The organism is Burkholderia sp. Bp8994 (genome assembly GCF_003853805.1).
In the GTDB taxonomy this organism is placed as follows: Bacteria; Pseudomonadota; Gammaproteobacteria; order Burkholderiales; family Burkholderiaceae; genus Burkholderia.
Genome location: NZ_QTQH01000013.1, coordinates 147,082 through 161,918, shown reverse-complemented (window position 1 = coordinate 161,918; position 14,837 = coordinate 147,082). Strand labels below are relative to the sequence as shown.

Annotated in this window: 17 protein-coding genes; 12 read left to right on the top strand and 5 right to left on the bottom strand. The window is 67.9% G+C overall.

Features of this window, described 5'->3' with window-relative positions:
• The first annotated feature begins 91 nt into the window (after positions 1 to 91).
• The 8 genes from DIE04_RS16475 (at position 92) to DIE04_RS16440 (ending at position 7,935) form a co-directional block, all read left to right on the top strand.
• Entirely contained in the window at positions 92 to 985 is an 894-nt protein-coding gene (locus DIE04_RS16475) for a LysR family transcriptional regulator (protein WP_124485439.1), read from the top strand.
• Between the two features lie 162 nt (positions 986 to 1,147).
• Positions 1,148 to 1,912, top strand: coding sequence for a sugar phosphate isomerase/epimerase (locus DIE04_RS16470; RefSeq protein WP_124521713.1), 765 nt, complete (start codon positions 1,148 to 1,150; stop codon positions 1,910 to 1,912).
• A gap of 28 nt (positions 1,913 to 1,940) precedes the next feature.
• On the top strand, positions 1,941 to 2,933 hold the full coding sequence (locus DIE04_RS16465; RefSeq protein WP_044848249.1) for a sugar kinase: 993 nt from the start codon (positions 1,941 to 1,943) through the stop codon (positions 2,931 to 2,933).
• Between the two features lie 165 nt (positions 2,934 to 3,098).
• Complete coding sequence (locus tag DIE04_RS16460; protein WP_044848248.1) at positions 3,099 to 4,379, top strand: MFS transporter; 1,281 nt, start codon at positions 3,099 to 3,101, stop codon at positions 4,377 to 4,379.
• A 5-nt stretch (positions 4,380 to 4,384) separates the two neighbouring features.
• Entirely contained in the window at positions 4,385 to 5,350 is a 966-nt protein-coding gene (locus DIE04_RS16455; protein ID WP_044848268.1) for an NAD(P)-dependent oxidoreductase, read from the top strand.
• Between the two features lie 322 nt (positions 5,351 to 5,672).
• On the top strand, positions 5,673 to 6,716 hold the full coding sequence (locus DIE04_RS16450; protein ID WP_124485442.1) for a LacI family DNA-binding transcriptional regulator: 1,044 nt from the start codon (positions 5,673 to 5,675) through the stop codon (positions 6,714 to 6,716).
• Positions 6,717 to 6,770: 54 nt separating this feature from the next.
• Entirely contained in the window at positions 6,771 to 7,559 is a 789-nt protein-coding gene (locus DIE04_RS16445) for a YhfC family intramembrane metalloprotease (RefSeq protein WP_124485443.1), read from the top strand.
• A 13-nt stretch (positions 7,560 to 7,572) separates the two neighbouring features.
• Positions 7,573 to 7,935, top strand: coding sequence for a DUF3022 domain-containing protein (locus tag DIE04_RS16440; RefSeq protein WP_044848245.1), 363 nt, complete (start codon positions 7,573 to 7,575; stop codon positions 7,933 to 7,935).
• A gap of 60 nt (positions 7,936 to 7,995) precedes the next feature.
• On the opposite strand, the gene DIE04_RS16435 is transcribed toward DIE04_RS16440, so the two are convergent.
• Both DIE04_RS16435 and DIE04_RS16430 read right to left on the bottom strand, forming a co-directional pair.
• Positions 7,996 to 8,427: a PGDYG domain-containing protein gene (locus DIE04_RS16435; RefSeq protein WP_124521715.1), complete on the bottom strand. Its 432-nt coding sequence runs from the start codon at positions 8,425 to 8,427 to the stop codon at positions 7,996 to 7,998.
• Between the two features lie 131 nt (positions 8,428 to 8,558).
• Positions 8,559 to 9,104 carry a Spy/CpxP family protein refolding chaperone gene (locus tag DIE04_RS16430; protein ID WP_124485446.1) on the bottom strand — a complete coding sequence of 182 codons (546 nt, stop codon included), beginning with the start codon at positions 9,102 to 9,104 and terminating at the stop codon, positions 8,559 to 8,561.
• Positions 9,105 to 9,427: 323 nt separating this feature from the next.
• On the opposite strand from DIE04_RS16430, the gene DIE04_RS16425 reads away from it, so the two are divergent.
• Both DIE04_RS16425 and DIE04_RS16420 read left to right on the top strand, forming a co-directional pair.
• The gene (locus DIE04_RS16425) at positions 9,428 to 9,892 is read left to right on the top strand and encodes an Lrp/AsnC family transcriptional regulator (protein ID WP_006481526.1); all 465 of its coding nucleotides are present in this window, start codon (positions 9,428 to 9,430) and stop codon (positions 9,890 to 9,892) included.
• A gap of 466 nt (positions 9,893 to 10,358) precedes the next feature.
• On the top strand, positions 10,359 to 11,459 hold the full coding sequence (locus DIE04_RS16420; RefSeq protein ID WP_040144221.1) for a saccharopine dehydrogenase family protein: 1,101 nt from the start codon (positions 10,359 to 10,361) through the stop codon (positions 11,457 to 11,459).
• Between the two features lie 191 nt (positions 11,460 to 11,650).
• Here DIE04_RS16420 and DIE04_RS16415 read toward each other — a convergent pair whose 3' ends face one another.
• Together DIE04_RS16415 and cydX are read right to left on the bottom strand one after the other, a co-directional pair.
• Positions 11,651 to 12,268, bottom strand: coding sequence for an ATP-binding protein (locus tag DIE04_RS16415; protein ID WP_044848242.1), 618 nt, complete (start codon positions 12,266 to 12,268; stop codon positions 11,651 to 11,653).
• A complete protein-coding gene (gene cydX / locus DIE04_RS16410) occupies positions 12,265 to 12,411 on the bottom strand; it encodes a cytochrome bd-I oxidase subunit CydX (RefSeq protein WP_044848241.1) in 147 nt (48 codons plus the stop codon). The genes DIE04_RS16415 and cydX overlap by 4 nt, the downstream gene beginning before the upstream one ends.
• Before the next feature lie 179 nt (positions 12,412 to 12,590).
• Here cydX and corA point away from each other — a divergent pair, with 179 nt between their 5' ends.
• Complete coding sequence (gene corA / locus DIE04_RS16405) at positions 12,591 to 13,568, top strand: magnesium/cobalt transporter CorA (protein ID WP_044848267.1); 978 nt, start codon at positions 12,591 to 12,593, stop codon at positions 13,566 to 13,568.
• A gap of 18 nt (positions 13,569 to 13,586) precedes the next feature.
• On the opposite strand, the gene DIE04_RS16400 is transcribed toward corA, so the two are convergent.
• The gene (locus tag DIE04_RS16400) at positions 13,587 to 13,874 is read right to left on the bottom strand and encodes a YciI-like protein (protein ID WP_124485447.1); all 288 of its coding nucleotides are present in this window, start codon (positions 13,872 to 13,874) and stop codon (positions 13,587 to 13,589) included.
• Between the two features lie 440 nt (positions 13,875 to 14,314).
• Here DIE04_RS16400 and DIE04_RS16395 point away from each other — a divergent pair, with 440 nt between their 5' ends.
• The gene (locus DIE04_RS16395) at positions 14,315 to 14,803 is read left to right on the top strand and encodes an aminoacyl-tRNA deacylase (RefSeq protein WP_044848239.1); all 489 of its coding nucleotides are present in this window, start codon (positions 14,315 to 14,317) and stop codon (positions 14,801 to 14,803) included.
• Positions 14,804 to 14,837 lie beyond the last annotated feature (34 nt).

The following is a 14,837-nucleotide window of genomic DNA, read 5'->3' as shown; positions in this document are numbered from 1 at the left end:
GTTGCGATGGCCTAATCCTAGTTTGGTTATATCGATATGAAAAATTGTGATTTGTGACGTAAACTATCCGGGAAGCCGATAATTCATCCCCATGACCCCGGATCAACTGATAACGTTCGCGGCCGTCGCCGAACATCTGAACATCAGCCGCGCTGCCGTGGCGCTGCATCTGTCGCAGCCGGCGGTATCGGGCCAGCTGCGCCTGCTGCAGGACGAGTTCGGCGAGCCGCTGTACCAGCGTGACGGCCGCGGCATCCGCCTGACGCCGGTCGGCGAGCAGCTCGCGCAGTACGCGAAGGCCCAGCGCGACACGTTCGCGCAGGCGCGCGCGTTTCGCGACGCGGTGCGCGGGCTCGACGCCGGCACGCTGCGGATCGGCGCGAGCACGACGCCGGCCAGCTACCTGCTGCCTTACCTGATCGCGGCGTTCCAGCCGCGCGTGCCGCGGGTGGCGATCCACACGATGAGCGGCAACACGGCCGACGTGGTCGCCGCGTTGGCATCGCTCGACATTGCGATGATCGAAGGGCCGCCCGGCGAGGCGCTGCCGCCCGGCACCGCCGTGCACGCATGGCACGAGGACGAGATCGTCGCGGTCGTGCCGGCCGGGCATGCGCTCGCCGCGCCCGAGTACGCAGCCGGCGTCACGCTCGAGGCACTCGCCGTGCATCCGCTCGTGCTGCGCGAGGAGGGCTCCGGCGTGCGGCAACTCGTGGAACGCGCGTTCGCGCACGGCGGCGCGCCGATGCGTGTCGCGTTCGAGATCGCCGGTGTCGAGGCCGTGAAGGAGGCCGTGCGCGCGGGGATGGGCGTCGGCTTCGTGTCCGCGATGTCGCTGCGCCACGAGGGTGCGGCGCTCGTGCCGCGCTCGCTCGCCCCCGCGCCGCTCACGCGTCATTTCTCGATCCTGGTGCCGCACGGCGCGGCGCCGTCGCGCGTGGCCGCCCAGTTCCTGGAAATGAGCCTCGCGCACGACGCCGGGTAGACACCCGAAGCCGGTCCTGGAGCGCCGGATGCCCCTGCGCCCGCGCACGTTCGTGCGGCGGCCATCCTTAGGGATTTCCTCTATGGCGTGCGCCCGGGGCGAAGCGCACCATCCGTCTCAAGCAAATGGAACCGGTTCCATTCCGGAGAAAAAAGGGCAGACATGGCAGACATCGTGATCGTGGCGAGCGCATTCGGGATGGACCGCGTGCGTCAGGAGGGCCACCGTGCATTCATCGCGACCGCGGCGGCATCCGGTGCGACCGGCTTCGAGGTGCGGCGCGAACTGTTCGCATCGGACGACGACGCGACGCCCGGCGCGCTGGCCGAGCTCGGCACGGCGCTCGCCGCGCACGGGCTGTGGTCGGTCTATTCGACGCCGGCCACGCTGTACACGGAAACCGGCGCGCTCGACGCCGAAGCGCTGCGCGACACGCTCGTCGAAGCCGACGCGCTCGGCGCGCGCTTCGTCAAGTTCCAGCTCGGCGGCTTCGCCGGCAACGCGCACGCAGCCGAGATCGTCGCGCTGTCGCGCGGCGCGCGTGCCCGCGTGGTGGTCGAGAACGGCCAGTTGCCGGTGGGCGGCGCGCTCGTGCAATTCAGCGGGCTGTTCGCGGCGCTGGCCGAGGCGGGCGCGCCCGATGCGCTCGGCATGACGTTCGACATCGGCAACTGGCAGTGGCCGGGCGAAGCGCCGCTCGCATGCGCGCACGCACTCGCGCCGCATGTGGAATACATTCATTGCAAGGCAGTCGCTGGCGAGGGCGCGCGCCGTTTCGCGGTGGCGCCGGCGCCGGGCGACACGCTCGTCACGGGCGTGCTCGCGGCCCTGCCGCAAGCGGCGCCGCGCGGCATCGAATTCCCGTTCGATGCGGCCGACCTGGCGGGCGATGCCGGCCGGCGCGTCGCGTGGCTCGCCGCCGCGTGACGCTCGAAGGATACGGAGGAATGCACTCATGAAGGCAGCACTCGATGTCGTGACCTACGGCGAAGCGATGGCGATGTTCGTCGCCGCCGAGCCCGGCCACCTCGCGCACGCCGCGCAATTCACGAAACGGATCGCGGGCGCGGACCTGAACGTCGCGATCGGCCTGTCGCGGCTCGGCTTCCGGGTCGGCTGGATGAGCCGGGTGGGCCGCGATTCGTTCGGCGGCTACGTGCTCGACACGCTCGCGCGCGAAGGCATCGACGCGTCGTGCGTGACCGTCGATCCGCGCTATCCGACCGGCTTCCAGCTGAAGTCGCGCAACGACGACGGCAGTGACCCGACCGTCGAATATTTCCGCAAGGGCTCGGCCGCGAGCCACCTGTCGTGCGACGACTACGTGGCCGACTACGTGCTCGGCGCACGGCACCTGCATTTGACGGGCGTCGCACCCGCGATCTCCGCGACGTCGTGCGAGCTTGCGTTCCGGCTGGCGCGCGAGATGCGTGCGGCCGGCAAGACGATCTCGTTCGATCCGAACCTGCGCCCGACGCTGTGGCCGTCCGCCGACGTGATGGCGAAGACGCTGAACGCGCTCGCGTCGCTCGCCGACTGGGTGCTGCCGGGCTTGGCCGAAGGGCAGCAGCTCACCGGGCACGACACGCCGGCCGACATCGCGGGCTTCTACCTGGCACAGGGCGCGCGCGGCGTGGTGATCAAGCTGGGCGCCGACGGCGCGTACTTCCGCACGGCCGACGGCCGCGAGGGCACGGTGGCGGGCGAGCGTGTCGCGAACGTGGTCGACACGGTCGGCGCCGGCGACGGCTTCGCGGTCGGCGTGGTCAGCGCGCTGCTGGAAGGCCGCTCCGTCGAGCAGGCGGTCGCGCGCGGCAATCGCATCGGGGCGCTCGCGATCCAGGTGATCGGCGATTCGGAAGGCTTGCCGACCCGCGCGGCGCTCGATCGGCTCGAAAACGTCAGCAATCGCGCCGATCGCCTAGAGGAAACCGTCACCGCGCAATGAGAGGCCGGACACGGCACAATCCGCGGACCCAATTCGTGCTTCGTGCACGGTTTTGCATGAGGCCGGAGCAGGCGCCATCGCGCCGACGCCGGTCGATTCCCGAAAGGACGGGAGCGGAGCCGGGCGTTTGACCCGCCCACTCCGATCACCCAAGGAGACACTCTGATGGCAGCCAATCTCGCAGCACGACGCTGGTGGACGATCATGCCGATCGTGTTCATCACCTACAGCCTCGCTTACCTCGACCGCGCGAACTACGGGTTCGCTGCAGCCGCCGGCATCAACCAGGACCTCGGGATCAGCAAGGGCCTGTCGTCGCTGATCGGCGCGCTGTTCTTCCTCGGCTACTTCTTCTTCCAGATTCCCGGCGCGATCTATGCGGAGCGCCGCAGCGTCAAGAAGCTCGTGTTCGCCAGCCTCGTGCTGTGGGGCGCGTGCGCGGCGCTCACGGGGGTGGTCACCAACATCCCGTCGCTGATGGCGATCCGCTTCGTGCTCGGCGTGGTCGAGGCGGCGGTGATGCCGGCGATGCTGATCTACATCAGCAACTGGTTCACGAAGAACGAGCGCTCGCGTGCGAACACGTTCCTGATCCTCGGCAACCCGGTCACGGTGCTGTGGATGTCGATCGTGTCGGGCTATCTCGTGCACGAATTCGGCTGGCGCCACATGTTCATCGCCGAAGGCGTGCCGGCCATCATCTGGGCCGTATGCTGGTGGTTCCTCGTGCAGGACAAGCCGGCCGATTCGCCGTGGCTCACCGCGCAGGAAAAGCGCGACCTCGACGCCGCGCTCGCGGCCGAACAGGCGGCGATCAAGCCCGTGCGCAACTACGGCGAGGCGTTCCGCTCGCCGGCCGTGATCAAGCTGTGCGCGCAGTATTTCTGCTGGAGCATCGGCGTGTACGGCTTCGTGCTGTGGCTGCCGTCGATCGTCAAGAACGGCTCCGAGCTCGGGATGGTCGCGACCGGCTGGCTGTCGGCGCTGCCGTACCTCGCGGCGACGATCGCGATGCTGGTCGCGTCGTGGGCGTCCGACAAGGTCGGCTCGCGCCGCGGCTTCGTGTGGCCGTTCCTGCTGGTCGGCGCGGCCGCGTTCGCCGCGTCGTATGCGCTCGGCTCGTCGCACTTCTGGATCTCGTATGCGCTGCTGGTCGTCGCGGGCGCCGCGATGTACGCGCCGTACGGCCCGTTCTTCGCGATCGTGCCGGAACTGCTGCCGAGGAACGTCGCCGGTGGGGCGATGGCGCTGATCAACAGCATGGGCGCGCTCGGCTCGTTCGTCGGCTCGTATTTCGTCGGCTACCTGAACGGGGCGACCGGGTCGCCCGTCGCATCGTATGCGTTCATGAGCGTCGCGCTCGTCGCCGCGGTGATCCTCACGCTGTCCGTCAAACCCCAGGCGCGCGATGCGCACCCGCTCGCGACGCCGCTGCAAGGAAAATGAAAACGATGAAGCCTCGTATCGTCGCGTACAAGCCGCTGCCCGATGACGTGCTCGCGTACCTGCGCGAGCATGCGGAGCTCGTGCAGGCCGACGGCGCCGACGCGCTCGCCGACGCCCTCGGCGACGCGGACGGCGCGATCGGCGCGAGCCTGAAGGTCACGCCGCAGATGCTCGATCGCGCGCCGCGGCTGAAGGCCTGGTCGACGATCTCGGTCGGCTACGACAACTTCGACGTCGCGGATCTCACGCGGCGCGGGATCGTGCTCGCGCATACGCCCGACGTGCTGACCGAATCGACCGCCGATACCGTGTTCTCGTTGATCCTCGCGTCCGCGCGGCGGGTGGTCGAACTGGCGGAGTGGGTGAAGGCCGGCCACTGGCAGCGCAGCATCGGCCCCGATCTGTACGGCACCGACGTGCAGGGCAAGACGCTCGGCATCGTCGGGCTCGGGCGGATCGGCGGCGCGGTCGCGCGCCGCGCGGCGCTCGGCTTCCGGATGCAGGTGCTGTACACGAACCGTGCCGCGCACGCCGAAGCCGAGACGCAGTACGGCGCGCGCCGCGTGACGCTCGACGAGCTGCTCGCGCAGTCGGACTTCGTGTGCCTGCAGGTGCCGCTGTCGCCGCAAACGCATCACCTGATCGGCGCGGCCGAATTCGCGAAGATGAAGCGTGGCGCGATCCTGATCAACGCGTCGCGCGGGCCGGTGGTCGACGAGGCCGCGCTGATCGACGCGCTGCGGGCCGGCACGATCCGCGGCGCGGGGCTCGACGTGTTCGAGAAGGAGCCGCTGGCGGCGGACTCGCCGCTGCTGCGGATGAGCAACGTCGTCGCGCTGCCGCATATCGGCTCGGCGACGCACGAGACGCGCCATGCGATGGCGCGCTGCGCCGCGGAAAACCTGGTCGGCGCGCTGGCCGGCACGCTGCGCACGAATCTCGTCAATCCGGACGCGCTCGCGCGCGTCTGAGCGGCGGCGGCCGGCCGGCGGGCCGCCGCCGCCGTTAGAGTCGATGGTCTTGGTGCGGGAGGGCAGGCTGCGTTATGATCGCCCGCTCGTCGCGCATCGACGACCCGGCCACGCGGCCGGCGGCGTCCGGCGACGGGCATCCGTGCCAGCCCGGTGCGGCCGATCGCCGTGCGTGTCAGGCGAGCGGAGCGGACGCGAAGGCGCCGGCTTCGATCGACCGCGAAGCAGGGGAGCGGCGGCGTGCGCCGGGGGGCGTTCGTATCCAACAACAAAGGTCCGTCCGCACACGAAGCGGCGCGGATCGTACGTCGCGAGGCACGACTTGAGCGATTCGCAACCTTCCACGCAGCGTCCGGCGACGATCAGCGACGTCGCACGCGAAGCAGGCACGGGCAAGACCAGCGTTTCGCGCTATCTGAACGGCGAGACGCACGTGCTGTCCGCCGATCTGCGCCAGCGGATCGAGACGGCGATCGCGCGCCTGAACTACCGGCCGAACCAGATGGCGCGCGGGCTGAAGCGCGGCCGCAACCGGCTGCTCGGCATGCTCGCGGCCGACCTGACCAATCCCTATACCGTCGAAGTGCTGCTGGGCGTCGAGGCCGCGTGCCACGCGCTCGGCTACATGCCGCTCATCTGCCACGCGGCGAATGAAGTCGAGATGGAGCGGCGCTTCCTGCAGCTGCTCACGACCTACCGGGTCGAAGGGCTGATCGTCAATGCGCTCGGCGCCGAGGAAGACGTGCTGCGCCCGCTGCGCGGCGGCGGCATCCCGGCCGTGCTCGTCGACCGCACGGTCGAGGGCTTCGAGGCGGACCTGATCGGGCTCGACAACACCGATGCGATCGAGACGGCGCTCGCGCACCTGATCGCGCGCGGCTTCGATGCGATTCATTTCGTCGTGCAGCCGTTCGAGCGCGTCAGCTCGCGGCGCCTGCGCGAGGCCGCGTTCCGCGCGGCGCTCGAGGCGCGCGGGCTGCCGGTGCCGCCGACGGTCGTGCTCGACCTGAACGAGCCGGCCGCGGCCGCCGTGGCGCTCGCCGACCTCGACGCGCGCGTCGACGCGGCCACGCAGCGCGGCGTGCGGGCGGCGCTGTTCGCCGCGAACGCGCCGGTCGCGCTCGCGATCGCGCGCCACCTGCGCGCCCGCTTCGGCGCCGCATGGCAGGAAAAGGCCGCGCTGCTGTCGATCGACGATCCGGAGTGGGCCGAGCTGATCGGCATCACGACGATCCGTCAGCCGACCTACGAGATCGGCTACAAGGCCGTCGAATTCGTGCACGAGCGCATCGACGGCGCGGTCGGCGACGTGCGCGTCGCGATGCTGCCGGGCGAGCTGATTGCGCGCGCGTCGACCGCAAGCTGAGTATCATGCGGGGCACGCGGCGCGTCAGGTGCGCTGCCCCGAACAAGGAAATTCATGACTGTCGCTCCCGTCACGCTGGCGGTGCTGATCGCCGCCACGCTGATCATCGCGCTACTGCCGTTCGTTCTCTTCCGTACCCTGCGCAAGCCGCTTGCGCTCGACCGCCGCGACACGATCGTCGGCGTCGCCGTCTTCACGCTGTTCGCGATGATCGTCGAACGCGCATTCCATGGCCTCGTGCTGAGCCAGACGCCCGCCGGCGGCTGGCTCACGCAGCCGCTCGCATTCGTCGCGTACAGCGCGCTCGCGACCGCCGTGTTCGAGGAGGTCGGCCGTTATCTCGGGATCCGGTTCCTGAACCGCCGCTACGGCGCGTCGGCCGGCGACGGGCGCGGCATCGGCTACGGGATCGGCCATGCCGGCGCCGAAGCCTGGTTCGTCGGCGTGCTCGTCTGGGGCCAGTGGTCGTATCTCGCGTGGCTCGCGAGCCGCGGGCAGCTCGAGACGCAGCTTGCCGACCTGCCGGGCGATACCGTCGTGCGGCTGCACGTGATGCTGGCGACGCTGTCGGCACAGTCGATCCTGCTGTTGCTGATCGAGCGCTGCGCGGCGTTCGCGGTGCAGCTCGCGCTGTCGGTGCTGGTCTGGCGCGGCGTGCGTGCCGGCCGCGCGGGCGTATTGCCGCTCGCGATCGTGCTGCATGCGCTGGCGGCCGCACCGGCGTTGCTGTACCAGGTGCGCGTGCTGCCGGCCGGATCGCTCGAGGCCGTGTATTTCGTGCTGGCCGCGATCCTGGTCGCCGTGCTGGTGAAGACGTGCCGGTCGCCGCGCGCGGCGGCCTGACGGGAGAGGCGGAATGGACGACTATCTGATCGAATGCGCAAGCGCCGAATTCGACGCGCTCGCGCGCGTGATCTGCGATCTCTTTCCGGAGCAGACGCGTTTTGCCGAAAGCAGCGACGAACGCGGGCGCTTCCTGTCCGTGCAGTGGCTCGCGATGCGTTTCGGTTCGACGCCGAAACGGATGACGCTCGATATCCGCATCGTGCCGGCCGCGCTGGCGCGCTATCTGGCGCTCAGGCCGATGCAGCGCGCCCGCAGCCACGCGGTGCTGCATGCGTACACGGAAGCGATGCTGGGCTCGCTCGAGGAGCGGCACGCGGCGGGTGAAGCCGTCGAGCGCACCGCGGAACTCGAACTCGACGAAGACTTTGCGTGAGCGGCGACGCCGGCGCGCGCCGGCACGATGCCGGCGCGGCGCGTGTCACGCGACGCGCGCTTACGCGTCGCGATAAACCTGCGCGAAGCGCTGCGCCTGCACGACGCCATAGTCGCCGGGTGCATATTGCATGACCCAGTCGCCGGCCACGCCGCGCAGCGTGTCGCCGTTTTCCGAGCGGGCGATCGTGAACGGCTCGTCCATGCGACGGGCGAGCACGACGGCCGGCCGGTTCCGGTAGGCGCCCGGCGCGCCGTGCGCGAGCGCCGGATCGGCGGGCAGGTACTTCGCGTCGAAGCGCGCGCGCGACACGACCCAACGGTCGCCGGTCGAGCCGGTGATCAGCGCGTCGCCCGCGACATAGCGGTTCGGGCCTTCGAGGCTCATCAGTTCGCCGTCGGCATCCGCGAATGCGACCGTGACGGTTTCATCCTTCACGACGCGACGGGCCTGCGGGTCGGTACGCAGATCGAGGTGCTTGAGTTCGAGCATGGCAGGGGGGAAGTGCGGGAAAAGCCGGGAGCTTATCCCGAATCCGGCGCGCCGTGTGACGCGCCGGATTCCCGCGGGATGCGCGACGCCGTTCGGCCCGCACGGGCAGTGCGGCGCCGACGGGGCGGACGTCAGGGTTGCGCGGGCGCGCTGGCGGCCGGCGCGGCTGCTGCCTTGCCTTCCTTGCTCGCGGCCTTGCCCTTGCCGCGGTGTTCGCCGCCGTGGTGCAGCCAGCTGCGGAACGTCGTGTCGGCGAGCGCCTTCTGGTCGGCCGGGAAGCGCTCGTAGAGCGGCGCGAATGCGTCGGCGAGCTTTTTCGCGCCGTCCGCGTTCGCCTGCGCGAGTTCCGCGTACTGCTTCATGTCGTCGACCGCGGACACGTCATGGCTTTCCATCCGGGCGCGATAGAGGCGGCCCATCGTGTCGCCGTTCTCGCGCATCGTGTCGGCGAACGTCTTCCATTGCGGTTCCTGCGCCGACGTGATCTTCAACTGGTCGTGCAGGTACTTGATGCGCTGCTCGATGCGCGCTTCGTGGCGCGCCGCACGCTGCTCGGCGCTCGGGGCCGACGACGCCGTTGCCGCTGCCGGAGCGGGCGTCTGCGGTTGCGGCGGGGTTTGCGCGAATGCGCTGGCTGCAACGGCGAGCGTAGCGAGGGTGAGCGAGATCTTCTTCATGGTTGGCTCTCCGGGGTGGTGTCGTGCGAGCGGGCGCGGCGGCCAGTGCCGCGAGCGCGCATCTCGCGTCGCACCTTATTAGTAGCACGTTGAGTGCAGTGCAGCAGCGAAAGCGACACTTGCTTACATCCGATACGAATCGAAATTGAAAGGGACCTGGGGAAGGCCGGTGATCGATGGTGTTCGATCGGCGAGTCGGGCGCCGCGCGCGAACGAGGCGGGGCGATGCGAACGCGTGAGATCCCGTTTGGGCGCACCGGCGTTCGGCGCTATCATCGCGTCACGTTCCATTTCGCCGGCGCGTTGCACGCCGGCCCAGCCTCATGCGTCCTCCTCGCCTCGACCAACTCGACGACCTCGACCGGCAACTCGTCGCGCTGCTGCAAGCGGATGCGCGTGCAAGCGTCGCCGATCTCGCGCGACAGCTCGACGTTGCCCGCACGACGGTCGTCGCGCGCATCGCGCGGCTCGAGCGTACCAACGTGATCGCCGGTTACAGCGTGCGGCTCGGTCAGGACGTGCTCGACGCGAGCATTTACGCATACGTCGGCATCATTCTCACGCCGAAGTTCGGCAAGGACGTGCTGCGCAAGCTCGACCGGATGCCCGAGGTGCAGCTGTTGTGCGCGGTGAGTGGCGAATACGACTATGTCGCGTGGTTGCGTGCCGATTCGCCGGAACGGCTCAACGACCTGCTCGACCAGATCGGCACGCTCGAAGGCGTCGAGCGTACGACGACGTCGATCATTCTGTCGCGCAAGATCGATCGCGGCACGATCGGCGGATGACGCGTCGCATGCGGTGTTGCATGTGACGCCGCGGCGCGATTCGATTCGTCGCGCAGGTTTTTTCCTCCTTTCCCTTCCCTCGATGCCTTGATGCCCGCCGCCTGCGCTCGCCGCGGGGCGGGGCGTTGCCTCGCGCGTCCGCACGCGAGCATCGTTGTGTCGAATGCGTGCCCGGGCGCGCGCAACGATTCATTTGCCCGCCATGTCCCGCCTTGCGGGTTCTTTCCTGTCCGGCCACACGCGTCCACACGCGTCCACACGCGTCGATCGCGGCCCTTCTGCGGCCCGTCGTATACGCGTTTTTTAGATGATTTGGTCGTTGTGACGAAATGTGTAGTCATTTCGTCGAAAGTATCGGTCGTTTCGCATCATTCTTCGTCTTGGAACTGATTTTGCACGTCCCTAAACTGTGTTCATGGCTCGACGCCGTACACCAACACCAAACCCATCATCAGGAGATAAGCGCATGAAAATCGCCATCGTCGGCGCAGGTCTGATCGGCCACACCATTGCTCACATGCTGCGTGAAACGGGCGACTACGAAGTCGTCGCGTTCGACCGTGACGCTGATGCGCTCGCCAAGCTGTCGCGTGAAGGCATCGCGACGCAACGTGTCGATTCGGCCGACGCCAATGCGATCCGTGAAGCCGTGAAGGGCTTCGATGCGCTCGTCAACGCGCTGCCGTACTACCTGGCGGTCAACGTTGCAGCGGCGGCCAAGGCGGCCGGCGTCCATTACTTCGACCTGACCGAAGACGTGCGCGCGACCCACGCGATCCGCGAACTGGCCGACGGTTCGGACCGCGCGTTCATGCCGCAGTGCGGCCTCGCACCGGGCTTCATCGGCATCGCCGCGCACGAGCTCGTGAACGGCTTCAGCGAAGTGCGCGACGTGAAGATGCGCGTCGGCGCGCTGCCCGAGTATCCGACCAACGCGCTGAAGTACAACCTGACGTGGAGCGTCGACGGCCTGATCAACGAATACTGCCAGCCGTGCGAAGCGATCCGCGACGGCCGCAAGCAGTGGGTGCAGCCGCTCGAAGGCCTCGAACATTTCTCGCTCGACGGCACCGAATACGAAGCGTTCAACACGTCGGGCGGCCTGGGCACGCTGTGCGAGACGCTGTCGGGCAAGGTCGAGACGCTCGACTACAAGTCGGTGCGCTATCCGGGCCACCGCGAACTCGTGCAGTTCCTGCTCGAAGACCTGCGACTGTCGAGCGACCGCGACACGCTGAAGTCGATCATGCGCCGCGCGGTGCCGTCGACGAAGCAGGACGTCGTGCTCGTGTTCGTCACGGTGACGGGCGTGAAGGACGGCCAGCTCGTGCAGGACGTGTTCACCCGCAAGATCTTCGCGAAGGACGTGTGCGGGATGCACATGAGCGCCATCCAGATCACGACGGCCGGCGCGATGTGCGCGGTGCTGGATCTGTTCCGCGAAAAGAAGCTGCCGCAAAGCGGTTTCATCCCGCAGGAAAAGGTGTCGCTGAAGGCGTTCCTCGCGAACCGCTTCGGCAAGCTGTACGAAGGCGGCACGATGGAGCGCGTGCACGAAGTCGCCTGACGATCGGTCCCAGGCACGAGGGCCGTGCGACGCCGGGAGCGCAACAGCGCTTCCGGCGTTTTTTTTGACGAGCGCGTCGAAGCCCTTCACGGCTTCACGGATCGCATTGGCGTCGGCCGAATCGACACGTTGCGTCGCGATGCCTTCACGCGACATGGTGAAGCGACGAGGAGCAGGGCGGTGCGCGCCGCTCAGGCGGGCAGCGGCGGGACGATCGTTGCCGCCGGCGGGGGCGGCACGATGCGGTACAGCAGCGCATCGATGTCCGCGTCGGACGGTGCGGTGTTGTCGAACATCACGATGCCGTCGCATTCGTGGCCGGTCGGCACGAAGCGGCGTTGCCGGTATTCGTCCCAGTGCGCGAGCTTGTACGCGTCGTTCGGATTGCCGCGCGCGACGATCCGCTGGTGCGCGACGTCTTCCGAGGTGTGGACCCACACGACCGTCAGCGCGACGTCCGGCCCGATGCCGAGCCACGTGCGGTCGAGGATGCGCCGGTCACGCACTTCGCGCGACAGCGGGCCGACCACGAGCGCGCCGATGCCGAGCGCGAGGTTCTCGCGGGCCGTGTCGAGCAGGCCCTGGTATTCGGGATCGCGCAGATGCTTCAGGTAGAGCGGGCTGTCGCGGTCGTTCGGATCGGAGGTGAGGGCGCCCATCGCGGCCGAGCTGTAGCGGCCGTAGAGCGTGTCCTTGTCGAGCAGGCAGAAGGCTTCGCCGGTCGCGCGCATCAGCGGCCCGATCAGCCGCTTCGCGAGCGTGGTCTTGCCGGTGCCGGCATGACCGCAGAAGAACACCAGGTGCGTCACGAATACCGGCTCCCCGAATCCGTGCGCGGTGCGGCGGTGCGCTTGCCGTCGCGCGAGAACACTTCCGCTTCAAGCCACATCGCGTTGATGATGCCGAAGCCGAGCGCCACGCCGATGCCGAGTATCCACGAGAAATACCACATGGGTCTGTCTCCTTGAAGGTTGGGCGGCACGGCCGTGCCGTGCACTTGTCGAAGCGATGCCGTGCGCGAGCCGCGGCGCACGCAATCCGATCATGACCAATATCGGCGTGCCGCGCAAGCCGGGCCGCCCGCGCGGCAACCCGGTAAACTGGTGCGATAACGGCAACATGACGGACATCATGCTCATCAACTGTGCTGCATACCAGGACGGCCGCAAGCTGGCCGATATCGATATCGACGCCATCAGCGAATACGTGTCGAAACCCGAGTGTTTCGTATGGGTCGCGCTGAAGGATCCGACGCCGGACGAGATCGACCTGATGGGCGAGGAATTCGGGCTGCACGAGCTCGCGCTCGAGGATGCCCGCAAGGGGCATCAGCGGCCGAAGATCGAGGAGTACGGCGATTCGCTGTTCGCGGTGCTGCACACGGTCGAGCTCGACCACGACGGCGAATTCAATGTCGGCGAGCTGAACGTGTTCGTCGGCCCGAACTACGTGCTGTCGATCCGCAACCATACCGAACAGGACTTCCGCGCGGTGCGCAAGCGCTGCGAGCGCGAGCCGCATCTGCTGCAGGAAGGGTCGGCGTTCGTGTTCTATGCGTTGATGGACCAGGTCGTCGACCGCTATTTCCCGATCCTCGAGACGCTCGGCAACGAGCTCGAGGAACTCGAGGACCGCATCTTCACCAAGGCCACGCCCGCGTCGTCGCGCGCGATCATCGAGGATCTCTATTCGCTGAAACGCCGGCTCGTGATGCTGCACCAGCACACGGCGCCGCTGATCGAGCCGCTCGCGAAGCTCACCGGCGGACGCATTCCGCAGGTCTGCAGCGGGATGGAGCATTACTTCCGCGACGTGTACGACCACCTGCAGCGGATCGTGAAGACGATCGAAGGGCGGCGCGAGATGGTCGTGACCGCGATCCAGGTCAATCTCGGGATGATCTCGCTTGCGGAGAACGAGGTGACCAAGCGGCTCGGCTCGTTCGCCGCGCTGTTCGCGATACCGACGATGATTGCCGGCATCTACGGGATGAACTTCGCGAACATGCCCGAACTGCACCTCAAGTACGGCTTCTACGGCTGCATCGGCGTGATGGTCGTAGCCGATCTCGCGTTGTGGTGGCGCTTCAAGCGGGCGGGGTGGCTGTAGCCGTGGCCCCGTGCACCGTCAGCGCGGAGCGTGCTTGCCGACCACGACGCGCCACGGACGCACGCGCCAGGACTTGACGAGGCCGTTTTGCACGTAGGGATCGGCGCGCGCGAACGATTCGGCGGCTTCCGGCGAATCGCCTTCGAACACGAGCACGGCCTGGTCGGCCGGATCCTGCAACGCGCCGGCGAGCACGAGTTCGCCGCGTTCGGTTGCCGCCCGCGCGAGTGCGAGGTGCTCGGCGCGGTACTGTTCGCGCCGGGACAGGTAATCGTCGACGAGTTCGTAGATCAGCTGGTAATGCATGGTCGCTCCCGGAATCGGCCGCCGCGGGATGGCGGGTGTTGGCTCAGTATAGGGCGAGGTTCTGTCTTTGTCGGCGCGGTTTGCGGTGGCCTCGTTGGTGCGTGGCCCGCCGATGGCGACGGTTTTCAGGTCTCGACGTTCTTCCTTAAAATGCAACTAACGGTCTGGCGCAGATCCGCCATCACATGTGGTGGGGTCCTCGTACGGGAACCGTTACCGCCCGTTGCGTCTCGTTGTGTCTTCAGGAAAGGCGGGGGCAGGCAGACATGTTCCATGCGGATTCCGGGCCCGGATTGCGCGCGCCGGAAAAAGGGGGCCGAAGCCGGGGCGAGCGTCGGTGCGGGCGTCGTGCGAGGGCGTTTCCATTGGCCGCAATGCGACCTATGCTGAACAAACCCGGAGCGAACTTCGTTCGTCCGATTCGTCCAGAGAGGTGTGCCATGCCTGTATCAGCCACCCTGCAGGATTGCCTGCGCCAGAAGTCATCGCGGTACGAAGTCGTGTACCACCCGTATAGCCATACCAGCATGGAGACGGCCGCCGCCGCGCATATCCCCGGCGATCGCCTCGCGAAAACCGTGCTGCTCGAGGACGACGAAGGCTACGTCGCCGCCGTGCTGCCGACGTCGCACGCGGTGCGGCTGTCGGACCTCTGGGTCAAGACCGGCCGCCATCTCGTGCTCGCCAGGGAAATCGAACTGCGCGAACTCTTCAAGGATTGCGACCTGGGCGCGTTGCCGCCGGTGTGCATGGCGTACGGGATGAAGACGTTCCTCGAGGAACATCTCGCGCAGCAGCCGGAAGTGTATTTCGAGGCCGGCGACCACGAAGCGCTGATCCACATGATGCAGGATGAATTCCTGTCGCTGATGGAGACGGCCGAGCGCGCGCATTTCTCGCACAAGATGCAGGGGATGTGGTTGTCCTGATCGTCCTGTTGCGGGCGGTTTGCGGTGGCTGGAG